At 64.7% G+C, this 14,310-nt stretch carries 15 protein-coding genes; 8 read left to right on the top strand and 7 right to left on the bottom strand.

The features are described from left to right. Positions 1-10: 10 nt before the first annotated feature. The 3 genes from kdoO (at position 11) to QTI24_RS06080 (ending at position 1,848) form a co-directional block, all read left to right on the top strand. Positions 11-880, top strand: coding sequence for a Kdo hydroxylase KdoO (gene kdoO, locus QTI24_RS06090; RefSeq protein WP_286599015.1), 870 nt, complete (start codon positions 11-13; stop codon positions 878-880). 64 nt (positions 881-944) lie between these two features. After that, positions 945-1,421, top strand: coding sequence for a transcription elongation factor GreA (gene greA, locus QTI24_RS06085; protein WP_286599014.1), 477 nt, complete (start codon positions 945-947; stop codon positions 1,419-1,421). Positions 1,422-1,434: 13 nt separating this feature from the next. After that, a complete protein-coding gene (locus QTI24_RS06080) occupies positions 1,435-1,848 on the top strand; it encodes a DUF4149 domain-containing protein (RefSeq protein WP_286599013.1) in 414 nt (137 codons plus the stop codon). Here the strand turns inward: QTI24_RS06080 and QTI24_RS06075 are convergent, their stop codons facing one another. Then, on the bottom strand, positions 1,849-2,616 hold the full coding sequence (locus QTI24_RS06075) for a glycosyltransferase (RefSeq protein ID WP_286599012.1): 768 nt from the start codon (positions 2,614-2,616) through the stop codon (positions 1,849-1,851). Positions 2,617-2,618: 2 nt separating this feature from the next. Further along, the gene (locus tag QTI24_RS06070) at positions 2,619-3,098 is read right to left on the bottom strand and encodes a YhbY family RNA-binding protein (protein ID WP_286599011.1); all 480 of its coding nucleotides are present in this window, start codon (positions 3,096-3,098) and stop codon (positions 2,619-2,621) included. A gap of 20 nt (positions 3,099-3,118) precedes the next feature. Between QTI24_RS06070 and QTI24_RS06065 the strand changes: the two genes are divergently transcribed. The 5 genes from QTI24_RS06065 to QTI24_RS06045 all read left to right on the top strand — a co-directional run bounded on the left by QTI24_RS06065 (position 3,119) and on the right by QTI24_RS06045 (position 8,601). Continuing rightward, positions 3,119-3,787, top strand: a complete 669-nt coding sequence (locus tag QTI24_RS06065) for an RlmE family RNA methyltransferase (RefSeq protein ID WP_286599010.1) — start codon at positions 3,119-3,121, stop codon at positions 3,785-3,787. 165 nt (positions 3,788-3,952) lie between these two features. Next, positions 3,953-5,872 (top strand): ATP-dependent zinc metalloprotease FtsH, encoded by a 1,920-nt coding sequence (ftsH, locus tag QTI24_RS06060; RefSeq protein ID WP_286599009.1) that lies wholly within the window; start codon positions 3,953-3,955, stop codon positions 5,870-5,872. A 58-nt stretch (positions 5,873-5,930) separates the two neighbouring features. Then, a complete protein-coding gene (folP, locus tag QTI24_RS06055; RefSeq protein WP_286599008.1) occupies positions 5,931-6,785 on the top strand; it encodes a dihydropteroate synthase in 855 nt (284 codons plus the stop codon). After that, positions 6,782-8,116, top strand: coding sequence for a phosphoglucosamine mutase (gene glmM, locus QTI24_RS06050; RefSeq protein WP_286599007.1), 1,335 nt, complete (start codon positions 6,782-6,784; stop codon positions 8,114-8,116). The genes folP and glmM overlap by 4 nt, the downstream gene beginning before the upstream one ends. A gap of 5 nt (positions 8,117-8,121) precedes the next feature. Next, positions 8,122-8,601, top strand: a complete 480-nt coding sequence (locus QTI24_RS06045; RefSeq protein ID WP_286599287.1) for a GNAT family N-acetyltransferase — start codon at positions 8,122-8,124, stop codon at positions 8,599-8,601. A gap of 137 nt (positions 8,602-8,738) precedes the next feature. Here the strand turns inward: QTI24_RS06045 and QTI24_RS06040 are convergent, their stop codons facing one another. The 5 genes from QTI24_RS06040 to QTI24_RS06020 are packed head-to-tail and all read right to left on the bottom strand — an operon-like array spanning position 8,739 to position 14,254. Beyond that, positions 8,739-10,010, bottom strand: a complete 1,272-nt coding sequence (locus QTI24_RS06040; RefSeq protein WP_286599006.1) for an acyl-CoA dehydrogenase family protein — start codon at positions 10,008-10,010, stop codon at positions 8,739-8,741. A gap of 46 nt (positions 10,011-10,056) precedes the next feature. Continuing rightward, entirely contained in the window at positions 10,057-11,145 is a 1,089-nt protein-coding gene (locus QTI24_RS06035) for a phosphotransferase (protein WP_286599005.1), read from the bottom strand. A 20-nt stretch (positions 11,146-11,165) separates the two neighbouring features. Then, the gene (locus QTI24_RS06030; RefSeq protein ID WP_286599004.1) at positions 11,166-11,888 is read right to left on the bottom strand and encodes a Crp/Fnr family transcriptional regulator; all 723 of its coding nucleotides are present in this window, start codon (positions 11,886-11,888) and stop codon (positions 11,166-11,168) included. Positions 11,889-11,944: 56 nt separating this feature from the next. Further along, positions 11,945-12,724 carry an oxepin-CoA hydrolase, alternative type gene (locus tag QTI24_RS06025; protein ID WP_286599003.1) on the bottom strand — a complete coding sequence of 260 codons (780 nt, stop codon included), beginning with the start codon at positions 12,722-12,724 and terminating at the stop codon, positions 11,945-11,947. 9 nt (positions 12,725-12,733) lie between these two features. After that, complete coding sequence (locus tag QTI24_RS06020; RefSeq protein ID WP_286599001.1) at positions 12,734-14,254, bottom strand: 3-hydroxyacyl-CoA dehydrogenase; 1,521 nt, start codon at positions 14,252-14,254, stop codon at positions 12,734-12,736. Between the last annotated feature and the right edge of the window lie 56 nt (positions 14,255-14,310).

Here is a 14,310-nt window from a genome sequence, read left to right as displayed (position 1 = left end):
CGGCAAAAAGATGGAATCGCAGCTCGTCGAACTCGACCTGGCCGCCTGGAGCGGCGCCGTGCCGAACGAGGCATGGATCGCCGCGCTGGAGGCCGGGAAAGTGCTCTACTTTCCGCGCCTCGGGTTCGAGTTGCTGCCGAAAGAACGGGCGCTGCTGTCGCCGGCCGTCTTGTCGCCCGACGTCCGCAATATCAGCCTGGATGCGAATGGGCGCATCAAGGGCGTGGCAGGGGACGAGGAGCGGCAGCGCGCCGTCGCGGCAATGGTCGGGCGGTTCCGCGCGCAGGCGCAGCAGCTGATCCATGGCCTCCTGCCGCATTACACGCCTGCGCTGCGGCTGGCGCCGACCAGCTACCGGCCCGCGCAGGTCGAAACCCGTGTGCAGTCATGGCGGGCCGATGATCGGCGTTTGCACATCGACGCCTTTCCTTCGCGCCCCAACTACGGCGAGCGGATCCTGCGCGTCTTCACCAACGCCAACCCCGAAGGCGCGCCGCGCGTTTGGCGGGTCGGCGAGCCTTTCGAGACCGTCGCACGGCGCTTTTTGCCGCGCACCAAGCCCTATTCGCGCTGGCAGGCGCGGATGCTGCGGGCGCTCCGCGTCACCAAGTCGCTGCGCAGCGAGTACGACCATCTCATGCTGCAATTGCACGACGGCATGAAATCCGACCTGGACTACCAGAAGAACGCCGACCAGCAGACCGTGGCGTTCCCGGCCGGGTCGGTGTGGGTCTGCTTTTCCGACCAGACTTCGCACGCCGTCATGTCGGGCCAGTACATGCTCGAGCAGACCCTGCACTTGCCCGCTGCGAGGCAATACAATCCCGATTCGAGCCCGCTCGCCATCCTGAGCCGGCTGACCGGACGCCAGCTCGTCTGATCTTTTCACTCCCATCGACCGCCGAACGGCAGCGTTCGGCGGTTTCGCTTTCTGGAGCAACAACGTGGCCACCATTCCCATCACCAAGCGTGGCGCAGAAAAGCTGCGCGAAGAACTGCAACGACTCAAGACCGTCGATCGCCCGTGGGTCATCAACTCGATCGCCGAAGCCCGCGCGCAGGGCGACCTGAGCGAAAACGCCGAGTACGAAGCTGCCAAGGATCGCCAGGGCTTCATCGAAGGCCGTATCCAGGACATCGAAGGCAAGCTTTCGGCGGCGCAGATCATCGACCCGGCCGCGCTCGACGCGGGTGGCAAGGTCGTGTTCGGCTCGACCGTCGAACTCGAGGACGAGAAGTCGGGCGAAGCCGTCAAATACCAGATCGTCGGCGAGGATGAAGCCGACTTGAAGCTGGGCTTGATCAACGTCTCAAGCCCCATCGCGCGCGCATTGATCGGCAAGGAAGAGGGCGATACCGCGGAAGTGCAGGCGCCGGGCGGCATCAAGCGCTACGAGATCGTCGCTGTCAGCTATCTCTGATCCGGCAGGGGCCATGAAGGACCGCATCGCCCTGTTGCTCGCCGCCTTCTGGTGGGGCAGCCTGACGACGATCGGATTCCTCGTGGTGCCGATGCTTTTCGCCCGACTCGGCAACCCGGCCGTTGCTGGCAATTTCGCCGGGCAGCTGTTCGCGGCGCAGACTTGGGTGGCCCTGGGTTGCGGCCTGGTGCTTCTGGTTCATTTCCGGGCACAAGGCGGCGACCGCGTCGAGGGGCCGGCGCGGGCTGCAATTTTCTTGATCATCACGGCGCTGTTGCTGGCACTGTTGCAGCAATATGCCGTCGCGCCGCGAATCCTGGCGCGCGAGAACCTCAGGCTCTGGCACTCGCTGGGGAGTGCCATGTACCTCGGTCAGTGGGTGTGTGCCGGCGTCCTGCTTTGGCGCATGGGACGCCGCCAGGCCTGATCAGGCCTTCCAGAACTGCGTGATCCAGCGCGCCGGCCGGATGAAGCGGAAGCGCCGGTTGCGTCGCCCCGCCAGTGCGTCTGGCGGGTTGCATTCCCCGTGAAAGACCATGATCTTGGCGCCTTCCGGCACGAAAGGCTCGCGCCAGTAGTTGGTCGGCCAGGTCGGAATCCCGTGGTACTTGAAGCTCGGGCACCATGCCTCGGGCCAGTAGGCAAGCTTGCCTTTGCGGTACATGAAGTCCGACAGGTAGGTCTGCTCGTTGCGGAACTCGGCCTGCACGGCGTCCATGTTCTGGCGGAAATGGGCCAGCACGTCGGGATGGGCGCCCAGTTCGAAGCGGTACACCGACGAGTTGCCTGTGATGCGCCGACGCCGCCAAGGGCGCTCGTAGTCGTGGATGATCAGGAATTCGCCCCGGTACTCGAAGAATTCGTCCAGGCTGCCCACCACCACCACATCGAGGTCGACAAAGAGCGCCGTGCCTCGCAGGCCGTGAAGATCCTGCTCGAAGGTGGTCAGTTTCTTCCATGCGCGGTCGACTTGTCCCGGTGCCAGTTCGAGGTCCAGGGGCGGGATCGGAAAGCACTCCACTTCGCTGCGGATGCCGTTGCTGTCGTCGGTCAGGCACACGAACTTGAACTCGCCACTCAGATGGCGGCGGACCATGGCGTAGAGGCGATTGACGTAGTCGGGCCCGTATTTCGTGCCCCACTTCATGCACAGGATGTGCCGCTGCTGCGGTCCAGCCGCTGTCTCGCTCGGCATCCTCAATCCGCCTGGCGCCGCTTCTTGACTGACAGCGGCTTGCGGGCCTTGGCGCGCTTGACCGTGCCGCCCGGCGTCAAGCGCTGGTTGCCAAGAACGCGCAAGGTCTTGATTTCGGGGCGCTGCCCCGCACGCTTGCTGTACTTGATGACTTTGACATCGCGCGGACCGGGCATGCGGTCTTCGTCAATTTCCCTTTCCTTTTCGGGAATGGGCCGCCAGAGGACGAGCAGCTTGCCGATGTGCTGGATCGGCGCCGCGTCCAGTTCGTCGGCCAGAGTCTGGAGCATGGCTTCGCGGGCAGTCCGGTCGTCGGAAAACACACGCACCTTGATCAGGCCGTGGGCCTTGAGCGCGGCGTCGGCTTCTTTCTTGACGGCCGGCGTCAGCCCGTCGCCGCCGATCATGACGATCGGGTCCAGATGGTGCGCTTCGGAGCGGTGCACCTTGCGCTGCGCAGGGGTAAGTTGAATGGCGGGCATCCCCGTATTATCGAGCGTCAATGAATCCCAAACCGAAAAGCAAGAAGGTCAACAAGGCGTGGCTGCATGATCACATCAACGACCCGTACGTCAAACTGGCCACGCGAGAGGGCTATCGAGCCCGGGCCGCCTACAAACTGAAGGAGATCGACGAGACGCTCGGGCTGATCAAGCCTGGGCATCTGGTCGTCGACCTGGGCTCGACGCCCGGCGCTTGGAGCCAGTACGTCCGGCGCCGCATGTCATCCGGCGGTGCAGCCGCGGGCGAGTTGGCAGGAACCATCATCGCGCTCGACATCCTGCCCATGGAGCCGATCGAGGGCGTGACCTTCCTCCAGGGCGACTTCCGCGAAGCCGACGTGCTGGAACGGCTGACCCAGGCAATGGGCGGCCGGCTGGCCGATGTGGTCGTGTCCGACATGGCACCCAACCTGACCGGCATCGCATCCGCGGACGCCGCGCGCGTGTCGCACCTGATCGAGCTTGCGATCGAGTTCGCGCACCACCATATGAAGCCTGAAGGGGCGCTGGTCGCCAAGTTGTTCCACGGCAGTGGCTACAGCGAGCTGACGAAGCTTTTCAAGGACAATTTCCGCATTGTGAAGCCGATCAAGCCCAAGGCTTCCCGCGACAAGTCTTCCGAAACCTTCATGGTGGGCATCGGCCTCAGGGCAACGGATACGAATTGATACTCGCCTTCCTTCCCACGCTCGTACCTAAAACCGCTTGCACCCTATGGCTGCTATAGGGAAATCAGGCTGTTTCGCGGGTTGAAAAGCCTAAAATGGTCGCCAATTGCGTGCCCTCAGCGCGTTTTTGTTTTTCATACCACGCGCTTTCGACTGGAGCTTCGTTTGAACAATCAGTGGTTTTCTAAAGTTGCCGTCTGGCTCGTCATAGCGATGGTGTTGTTCACTGTGTTCAAGCAGTTCGACACCCGCGGCGTTGCCGGCGCAGGCAACATCGGCTATTCCGACTTCCTCGAGGAAGTTCGCAACAACCGCATCAAGAGCGCCACGATCCAGGAAGGCCAAGGCGGCAGCGAGATCGTCGCGATCACCAATGACGACCGCAAGATCCGGACGACGGCCACGTACCTCGACCGCGGCCTGGTCGGCGACCTGATCGCCAACAACGTCAAATTCGACGTCAAGCCGCGCGAAGAGGGCTCGCTTCTCATGACGCTGCTCGTGAGTTGGGGACCGATGCTGCTGCTGATCGGCGTCTGGGTCTACTTCATGCGGCAGATGCAGGGCGGCGGCAAGGGCGGTGCGTTCAGCTTCGGCAAGAGCAAGGCCCGCATGCTCGACGAGAACAGCAACCAGGTCACCTTCGCCGATGTCGCGGGCTGCGACGAGGCCAAGGAAGAGGTGAAGGAAGTTGTCGACTTCCTGAAGGACCCGGCCAAGTTCCAGAAGCTCGGCGGCCGCATTCCGCGCGGCCTGCTGCTGGTCGGCCCTCCTGGCACCGGCAAGACCTTGCTCGCGAAGAGCATCGCCGGCGAAGCCAAGGTCCCGTTCTTCTCCATCTCCGGTTCGGACTTCGTGGAAATGTTCGTCGGCGTGGGCGCTGCTCGTGTGCGCGACATGTTCGAGAACGCCAAGAAGAACGCCCCCTGCATCATCTTCATCGATGAAATCGACGCGGTCGGCCGTCAGCGTGGCGCCGGCCTCGGCGGCGGCAACGACGAGCGCGAGCAGACCCTCAACCAGATGCTGGTCGAGATGGACGGTTTCGAAACCAACCTCGGCGTGATCGTGGTGGCAGCAACCAATCGTCCGGACATCCTCGACGCCGCACTGCTTCGCCCGGGTCGTTTCGACCGCCAGGTGTACGTGACGCTACCGGACATCCGCGGCCGCGAGCAGATCCTCAACGTCCACATGCGCAAGGTGCCGCTGGGCCAGGACGTGAACCCCAGCATCATCGCGCGCGGTACGCCCGGCATGTCGGGCGCCGACCTGGCCAACCTGTGCAACGAAGCCGCGCTGATGGCTGCCCGCCGCAATGCCCGCGTCGTCGAGATGCAGGACTTCGAGAAGGCCAAGGACAAGATCTTCATGGGTCCCGAGCGCAAGAGCATGGTCATGCCCGAGGAAGAGCGCCGCAACACGGCTTATCACGAGTCCGGCCACGCGCTCATCGGCAAGCTGCTGCCCAAGTGCGACCCGGTCCACAAGGTGACGATCATTCCGCGCGGCCGCGCCCTTGGCGTGACCATGAGCCTGCCCGCGCAGGATCGCTACAGCTACGACCGCGAATACATGCTGAACCAGATCAGCATGCTGTTCGGCGGCCGCATCGCCGAAGAGGTGTTCATGCACCAGATGACCACCGGTGCCAGCAACGACTTCGAGCGTGCCACGCAGATCGCCCGCGACATGGTGATGCGCTACGGCATGACGGAATCGCTGGGCCCGATGGTCTATGCCGAAAACGAAGGCGAAGTGTTCCTGGGCCGCTCGGTCACCAAGACGACCAACATGAGTGAGTCGACTATGCAGAAGGTCGATGCCGAGGTGCGCCGCATCATCGACGAACAGTACGCGCTGGCGCGCCGCCTGATCGAAGAAAACAGCGACAAGATGCACGCGATGGCGAAGGCCTTGCTCGAATGGGAAACCATCGATACCGAGCAGCTCGACGACATCATGGCCGGCCGCGCGCCGCGTCCGCCCAAGGATTGGACCCCGCGCATTCCGCCCTCGGGCAGTGGCGGCGGCAGCGGCGGTACGCCGGCGGTGAATCCCGATCCGGCGCCGACCGTGGCCTGAGCATGATGCTTTGGCAATCAACGGGGCCTCTGGCCCCGTTTTTTCGTGGGGGTGAGGCATGACGGCGATCTGGCGCACCGCGCGCTTCGCCATCGATCTGGCAGAGCCGAGGGTGATGGGCATCGTCAACGTCACTCCCGATTCGTTCTCCGACGGGGGAGAACACGCCTCGACCGAGGCCGCCGTGCGTCATTGCGCGCAATTGATCGACGAGGGCGCGGACATTCTGGACATCGGCGGCGAATCAACGCGCCCGGGCAGCCCGGCCGTACCTCTCGAAGCTGAACTGGCGCGGGTGCTGCCGGTGGTGCGCGAGGCGGTGAAGCTTCAGGTGCCCATCTCCGTCGACACCTACAAGCCCGAAGTGATGCGCGCCGTGCTGGACCTCGGTGCGGACATCGTCAACGACATCTGGGCGTTGCGCCAGCCGGGCGCCCTGCAGGCGGTCGCCGCTCATCCCGCTTGCGGTGTCTGCCTGATGCACATGCACCGCGATCCCCAGACCATGCAGACGGCTCCGATGCTGGGCGATGTGGTTCCGGCGGTGCGCGCATTCCTGGACGAGCGGGCTCAGGCGCTGCTGGAGCTTGGCGTCGATGCGTCCCGCATCGTGCTCGATCCGGGCATTGGCTTCGGCAAGACCGTGGCTCAGAATTTCGCTTTGCTCGCACGCCAGGGCGAGTTGCTGGTCTCGGGCTGGCCTGTCCTGGCCGGATGGTCACGCAAGTCTTCGCTTGGCGCAGTCACCGGCATCGAGGTGGCAGGCGAACGCCTGGTGCCCAGCGTGGCCGCGGCCGTGCTGGCCGTCGAGCAGGGCGCGGCGATCCTGCGCGTGCACGATGTGCGCGAAACCGTTGCCGCGTTGGCGGTATGGCACGCGATGAAACAACAACAACAGGTATCAGATCAATGACAAGAGAATATTTCGGAACCGACGGCATTCGTGGAACGGTCGGGCAGCCGCCCATCACTCCCGATTTCGTACTGCGTCTCGCGCACGCCGTGGGCCGTGTGCTGAAGAAGACGGAATCGCGCCCGACCGTGTTGATCGGCAAGGACACGCGCATTTCCGGGTACATGCTCGAATCGGCGCTGGAGTCGGGCTTCAACTCCGCGGGTGTGGACGTGGTGCTGCTCGGCCCGCTGCCAACGCCGGGCGTGGCCTATCTCACGCGCGCTCAGCGTGCGAGCCTGGGCGTGGTCATCAGTGCAAGCCACAACGCATATCCGGACAACGGAATCAAGTTCTTCAGCGCCCACGGCACCAAGCTCAGCGATGAATGGGAACTGGCCGTCGAAGCAGCCCTGAAGGAGCCACCGGTGTGGGTCGACTCCAAGACCCTGGGCAAGGCGCGGCGCCTCAACGATGCGCCGGGGCGCTACATCGAGTTCTGCAAGAGCACCTTCGCGAACGACCTGACCCTGCGCGGCCACAAGCTCGTCATCGACGCGGCCCACGGTGCGGCCTATCAGGTGGCTCCATCCGTGTTCCATGAACTGGGCGCCGAGGTGACGAGCATCGGCTGTGCGCCCGACGGCCTGAACATCAACAAGGGCTTCGGCGCCACGCATCCGCAGGCGCTGATCGATGCCGTCAAGGCCCAAGGTGCCGAGTACGGCATCGCACTCGATGGAGACGCAGACCGGTTGCAACTCGTCGACGCGAGCGGTCGGCTGTTCAATGGCGACGAACTCCTGTACCTGATGGCGATGGAGCGCATCGCGCGCGGCGAGAAGCCTGCCGGCGTCGTGGGTACCCTGATGACCAACAAGGCCGTCGAGGTGGCGCTGAAAGGGCAGGGCATCGAGTTCGTCCGAGCGAAGGTCGGTGACCGCTATGTGCTCGAAGAACTCGAGAAGCGCCGCTGGCTGCTGGGCGGCGAGGGCTCCGGCCATTTGCTCGCGCTCGATCGCCACACGACGGGCGACGGCATCGTGAGTGCGTTGCAGGTGTTGCAAGCCTGCGTGCGAAGTGGCAAGAGCGTGGCCGAGTTGCTGGCCGGTGTGACCTTGTTTCCGCAGACGCTCATCAATGTGCGCCTGGCCGAAGGACAGGACTGGAAGACCAACAAGGCGCTCGCTGCCGAAACGCAGCGCGCAGAGGCTGAACTGGGCGACGCAGGACGCGTCTTGATTCGCGCGAGCGGCACCGAGCCGCTGCTGCGTGTCATGGTCGAGGCGCGCGACGCGGCGCAAGCCGAGGCTTGCGCGCAGCGCCTGGTTGCGGCCGTGCAGGAAGGGTGAGCGCGATGGTCGACGTGGTGATGGCGGACTACCGCAACCCTGCGCATGCGCGTGCCCTCGTCGACCTGCTGGATGCCTACGCGCGCGATCCCGCAGGCGGAGGCACGCCGCTGGCAGCCGATGCGATATCGAATCTGCCGGAGGCGCTTGCCGCGCGGCCGCAGGCCTTCAGCGTGCTTGCGTACGACGGCGAGCAGCCAGTGGGGTTGATCAATTGCTTAGAGGGTTTCTCGACCTTTGCTTGCAAGCCGCTCGTGAACGTCCATGACGTGGTCGTCTTGGCCAGTCATCGCGGGCAGCGGGTGACGCAACGCATGCTGGCCCGAGTCGAAGAGGAGGCGCGCGTCCGCGGCGCCTGCAAGCTCACGCTCGAAGTGCTCTCGGGCAATCAAAGCGCACTGCGAGCCTACGAACGCGAAGGCTTCGCGAACTACCAGCTCGATCCGGCCTTCGGCTCGGCAATGTTCCTGGAGAAGAAGCTCTGAGTCGGGCTGTTTGCCGCCGGCCGCGAAGCGTGGCCCGTTGGTGAAACATCGCGGAACCGGCTCGGCCGGTCCGCTGGTGTTGCCCCCGGCAGGGGGTAGGCGCCCGACACGAAGTGCGGGCAACCAGGGGGCGAGCTTCAGAAGCGCGTGACGGGCATTGCCTCGTCGCCCTTGCTGGGCGCGTACTTGCCCAGCTCCCACTTCGCGATCGCATTGCGGTGCACTTCGTCCGGGCCATCCGCGAAACGCAGCGTGCGGGCGCCGGCGTAGGCGTAGGCGAGCGGGAAGTCGTCGCACATGCCGCCGCCGCCATGCACCTGCATGGCCCAGTCGATCACCTGGCAAGCCATGCTCGGTGCGACCACCTTGATCATCGCGATCTCGGTCTTGGCGACCTTGTTGCCGGCCACGTCCATCAGCCATGCGGCCTTGAGCGTCAGCAGGCGTGCCATGTCGATCTTGCAGCGCGCTTCGGCGATGCGTTCCTGCGTCACGGTCTGCGATGCGACGGTCTTGCCGAAGGCCACGCGCGAGGAGGCGCGCTTGCACATCAGTTCGAGCGCGCGTTCCGCCAGGCCGATCAGGCGCATGCAGTGGTGAATCCGTCCCGGGCCGAGGCGGCCTTGGGCGATCTCGAAGCCGCGGCCTTCGCCCAGCAGGATGTTGCCCACGGGCACGCGAACGTTCTCGAAGTACATCTCGACGTGGCCGTGAGGCGCGTCGTCATAGCCCATCACGTTGAGCGGGCGCACGATGCGGATGCCCTTGGCGTCGGCCGGCACGATGACCATGCTCTGCTGGGAGTGGCGGGGCGCGTCCGGCTCCGACTTGCCCATGGTGATGAAGACCTTGCACCGGGGATCGGCCGCGCCGGAAATCCACCACTTGTGGCCGTTGATCACGTATTCGTCACCCTGGCGTTCGATGCGGGTGGAGATGTTGGTTGCATCGCTGGACGCTACATCAGGCTCGGTCATGGCGAAGGCCGAGCGGATCTCGCCTTCGAGCAGCGGTTTGAGCCAGCGCGACTTGATCTCGTCGGACCCGTAGCGTGCGATGGTCTCCATATTGCCGGTGTCGGGCGCCGAGCAGTTGAAGGCCTCGCTGGCCCATGGCACCCGCCCCATGATCTCGGCCAGCGGCGCGTATTCCTGGTTGGTGAGGCCGGCGCCTTCGTAGCCCGATGCGGCAGCGCTATCGACCGGCAGGAACAGATTCCACAGACCCTGGGCCTTGGCCTTGGTCTTGACCTTTTCGACGGTCTCGAGCGCGGTCCAGCGCTTGCCGGCGGCGGTGTTCGCCGCCAACTCCGCCGAGTACGCGGCCTCGGCGGGGTAGATGTGGTCTTCCATGAAAGCGCTGACGCGCTTTTGAAGCTCTTTGGTTTTGGCCGAGTATTCGAAGTCCATGTCTTCTCCAGGTGGGTGGAATGTCAGGCGGCCGCTGCCGCGCCAATCATGCTTTCTTGGCGAATTGCCAGGCCATTTCGGCCATCGGTCGCGCGCCGCGGCCCGAGGCCACGGCTTGTTCGCTCGATGCGGTCCCGGCCTCGACCCGCTTGGCGATGCCTTGCAGAATCGCGGCGATGCGGAACAGGTTGTAGGCCAGGTAGAAGTTCCAGTCCGGCGCGAGCGCTTCCGGCGTCGTCAGGCCGGTACGGTCGCAATAGCGCTGGATGTATTCGCTTTCCGTCGGGATGCCGAGGCTCTTCAGGTCGAGGCCGCCGATGCCGCGCGACATCGCGTGCGGTATGTGCCAGGCCATGCAGTGGTAACTGAAGTCGGCCAGCGGATGACCGAGCGTCGACAGTTCCCAGTCGAGCACGGCAATCGCACGCGGCTCCGTGGGGTGGAACATCAGGTTGTCGAGACGGAAGTCGCCGTGCACGATCGAACTCATCTTCTCGTCGCGTGCACTGGCCGGGATGTGGGCCGGCAGCCACTCCATCAGGCGATCCATCTCGGGGATCGGCTGCGTGATCGATGCGACGTACTGCTTGCTCCAGCGTCCGATCTGGCGTTCGAAGTAGTTTCCGGGCTTGCCGTAGTCGGCCAGGCCGCGTTCGGCGAACTTCACCGTGTGCAGCGCCGCGATGACTCGGTTCATCTCGTCATAGATGGCGGCGCGCCCCGCGTGGTCCATGTCGGGGAGGGACTGATCCCACAGCACGCGGCCGGCCATGAACTCCATCACGTAGAAGGCGCGGCCGATCACGGCTTCGTCTTCGCACAGGCAGTACATCCGCGGGACCGGCACATCGGTGCCGGCGAGGCCGCTCATGACCTTGAACTCGCGCTCGACTGCGTGCGCAGAAGGCAGCAGCTTGGCGACCGGCCCCGGCTTCGCGCGCATCACGTAGCTTTGCGAGGGCGTGATGAGCTTGTAGGTCGGGTTGGACTGCCCGCCCTTGAACATCTCGACCGTGAGCGGTCCCTTGAACCCATCGAGATTCTTCTCGAGCCATGCGGTCAGCACATCGATGTCGACGAGGTGCTGCTGGGAAACGGCACGCGTGCCGACGAATTTGTCGAAGTCCTGGGTCATGTCTCTCGATGTCTCTGGATTTATTGGTCGTCTGCTTCGGAGATGCGCATCAGTGCGGCGCGGTCCAGCACCACCAGGCCGCCCGGCTCGATGCGGATCGCTTCTTCGCGCTCCATGGCCTTCAGTTCCTGGTTGACGCGTTGGCGCGAGGCGCCAAGCAATTGCGCAAGTTCTTCCTGAGCGAGATGCAGGCCGATGCGCATCTGACTGCCGTCCGCGAGGCTCGGCACCCCGTAGCTGCGAACCAGGTGGATGAGCTGCTTGGCCAGCCGTGCGCGCAAGGGAAGGGTGTTGAGATCCTCCACCAGTCCGAACAGCTGGCGAATGCGTCGTGCCTGCAGGCGCATCAGCGCTTCGTAGAGCTCGACGTGATTCGCAAGGATCTTCTGGAAGTCCGCACGCGCGACGCAGAGGATCGTGGAGTCGCCATGCGCATAGGCATCGTGCGTGCGCCGGTCCCCATCGAACATCGCCACGTCGCCGAACCAGATGCCCGGCTCCACGTAAGTCAGCGTCACTTGCTTGCCCGACACGGCCGTCGAACTCACCCGCACCGCGCCCTTCGCGCAGGCGATCCATTGCTCCGGCGGATCGCCGCGAGCGGCGATCAGCTCGCCGTCCTTGTAGCGTTTGACGAAAGCACATCGGAGGATGTCGTGGCGCAGTGATGGGGAAAGAGAAGAGAACCAGCGACCACCGTTGATCGCTTCACGTTCTTCGATGGTAAGAATGGGGTCGTCCATGGACTGTCCTGTCGGTGACTGAAAAGCTAGGGGTTGTCGCGGGAGCGACGCGCCCGTCATTCGTAGCGCGGCGTCTGCTTCGAGAGGAATGCGGCGATACCGATGCCAGCGTTGGCATGATGCAGATTACGCACGAAGTGATCGCGCTCCTGCGACAGCTGCGAAACGAGCGTCGTGCCCCGCGCTTCGCTGAGCAGTTCCTTGATGCTGGCCAGTGCGTTCGGCGCTCGGGCGTTGAGCTTGCCGGCGATGGCGAGTGCAGCAGTCAAGGCCTGGCCGCTCTCGGTGATCTCGTTGACCAATCCAAGCACATGCAGGCGGGACGCATCGAGGCGTTCGCCCAGCATGAGCCATTCGCTGGCCAACTGGCGTGGCAGCGCCCGCCCGAGATGCCAGCTCAGTCCGCCATCCGGCGAAAGCGCGACATTGCTGTACGAGGCGGCGAACACCGCATCGCGCGCCGAGACGACGAAGTCGCAGGCCAATGCCAGCGAGAAGCCCGCGCCGGCCGCCGCACCTTCGACCGCTGCGATGACGGGCTTGGGAAAGGTGCGGATCGAATCGACCCAGGTATGCAATGCCTCGATGCTCTCGGCCTGCACCGCCGGCTCGCGGTCGCGGTTGGCCGACAGGCGCTGCAGCGAGCCGCCGGCACAGAACCACTTGCCTTCGCCGACGAGGATCACGCTGCGGATCTCGTCGCTGTTCTCGGCGCCATTGAGCGCCTCGATGCCAGCGGCATACATCTCGGGGCCCAGTGCGTTGCGTTGCGAGGGATTGGAGAGCGTGAGCACCATCGTGCTGCCCTCGGTCGTGCTTTTCAGTTCTGCGGTCATGGGTGTCTCTTACTCTTCTTCATGGGTGAGGCTCAGGCCGAGAGCGCCGCGGCGGCGCAGCCACGGGCTCGGGCGATAGCGGGGATCGCCGTAGACGGTCTGGAGGTTGAACAACACTTCGAGCATGTTTGTCGGGCCGTACAGGTCGCCCATGGCCAACGGCCCTTGCGGATAGCCGAGCCCGAGGCGCACGGCGGTGTCGAGGTCGGCCGGCGAGCAGACGCCTTGCTGGCACATGTCGCACGCGATGTTCACGATGGTCGCGACCACGCGCTGGGTGACGAAGCCCCCGCTGTCACGGATCACGCTGACGGCCTTGCCGTCGCGCGCGAACAGTGCATGCGCCGCATCGCGCATGTCGCGCCGGGTCGCGGGGTTGGTGGCGAGCACGCGGCGCTTGGTTGCCGCGTCGTCGACCATCATGTCGATGCCGATCGTGCGCGTCGCGTCCAGCCGCTCGACCGCGGCCACGGTCGTCACGTCGAAGCCGAGCGGCGCGACCAGGATCAGCGCCGCGCTGGAAGGCGTCGCGCCGCTTTCGAGTTGAGCGCCCAGGGCGTGGACGAGCCGCAGCAGTTCGGGCCGGCGTGCCGCGCGCGGCGATACCCAGACCGACGGCGTCGAATCGACCGTCGGCACTGGCGGCTCCGGGAGCTGCTGCATCGCACCGTCGGCATAGCGGTAGAAGCCTTCACCGGTCTTGCGGCCAAGTGCACCCGCGGCCAGACGCTGCGCGGTGATCACACTGGGGCGGTAGCGCGGCTCCTCGTAGTACTGGCGGTAGATGGACTCCATCACCGGATGCGACACGTCGAGCGCCGTCAGGTCCAGCAACTCGAAAGGTCCGAGCCGAAAGCCGGCCTGGTCCTTCAGGATGCGGTCGATCGTCGCGAAGTCAGCCACGCCTTCGCCGACGATGCGCAGCGCCTCCGTACCGTAGCCGCGTCCCGCGTGGTTCACGATGAAGCCAGGCGTGTCCTTCGCCTGCACTGCGCTGTGACCCATCTGCGTGCCATAGCCGGCGAGCCGCGTGCAGACCTCGGCTTCCGTCTTGAAGCCGGCCACGACCTCCACGACTTTCATCAGCGGCACGGGGTTGAAGAAATGGAACCCCGCCATGCGCTCGGGATGCTTCATCGCCGCCGCGATGGCGGTGACGGACAGCGACGACGTGTTCGTGGCCAGCGTGGCCGAGGTCGAAACGACCCCCTCCAGTTCCTTGAAGAGCTTGCGCTTGACCTCCAGGTCTTCGACCACGGCCTCGATGACCAGGTCGCAGCCGGCGAGCGCCTCCATCGAATCGACCGCACGGACGCGTGCCGACAGCACGTCGCGCTGCGCTGCGTCCAGCTTGCCTTTCTCATGCTGCTTTTGCCATTGGGCGAGGACGGCATCGCGTCCGCGCGCCGCTGCGCCATCGAAGCTGTCGAGCAGCAAAACCTCGCTTCCGGCCTGCGCTGCAATCTGCGCAATGCCTCGTCCCATGGCGCCAGCGCCGATCACACCTATGTTGGAAAAATTCACAGTCATTTGATAATTGTCTCTCTCTGAAAGATCGGCTCTGACCCTCATGTCAGAATGTGTCA

Origin of the sequence: Variovorax sp. J22P240 (assembly GCF_030316855.1) — a bacterium.
Lineage (GTDB): Bacteria > Pseudomonadota > Gammaproteobacteria > Burkholderiales > Burkholderiaceae_C > Variovorax.
The sequence above is the reverse complement of the archived record's forward strand: the minus strand, read 5'-3'. Positions and strand labels throughout refer to the sequence as shown.